Source organism: Streptomyces sp. P9(2023), assembly GCF_032436795.1.
GTDB lineage: Bacteria > Actinomycetota > Actinomycetes > Streptomycetales > Streptomycetaceae > Streptomyces.
The window spans coordinates 1-324 of the sequence record NZ_JAUPWM010000283.1; the positions used below are offsets into that span (position 1 = coordinate 1).

Consider the following 324-nt stretch of genomic DNA (forward strand, 5'->3'; position numbering starts at 1 on the left):
ATTTGACCATCGCGAACGCCTGAAACAATTGGGCGGGCGTTGGGACGCTGCGGCAAAGAATTGGGTGTTCGAATACCCGCGACCGAAAGACATTGCCGAGTTGAAAAACTTGCCGGGTTGTCTTGTCGTTGACGCGGCAGACGAACCGACGCCGAGCGTGCCGGATGGAACACCGTCAATAGATGACGATCCCGTTGACTGGATGAAAAAGATTGGCGAGCAGCACGCCGAAAAGAATAAGAAAGACGGCAACACGAAAACCGTAATTTACGGCGATGACCAAACATATTTTAATTATTTCCAATCGAAAAACCCGCTGTCATT

At 50.0% G+C, this 324-nt stretch carries 1 protein-coding gene; it reads left to right on the forward strand.

From position 1 onward, the window contains the following. Nucleotides 1-324: hypothetical protein (locus Q5762_RS37645; RefSeq protein ID WP_315896813.1), on the forward strand; the 324-nt coding region annotated here is incomplete at both ends.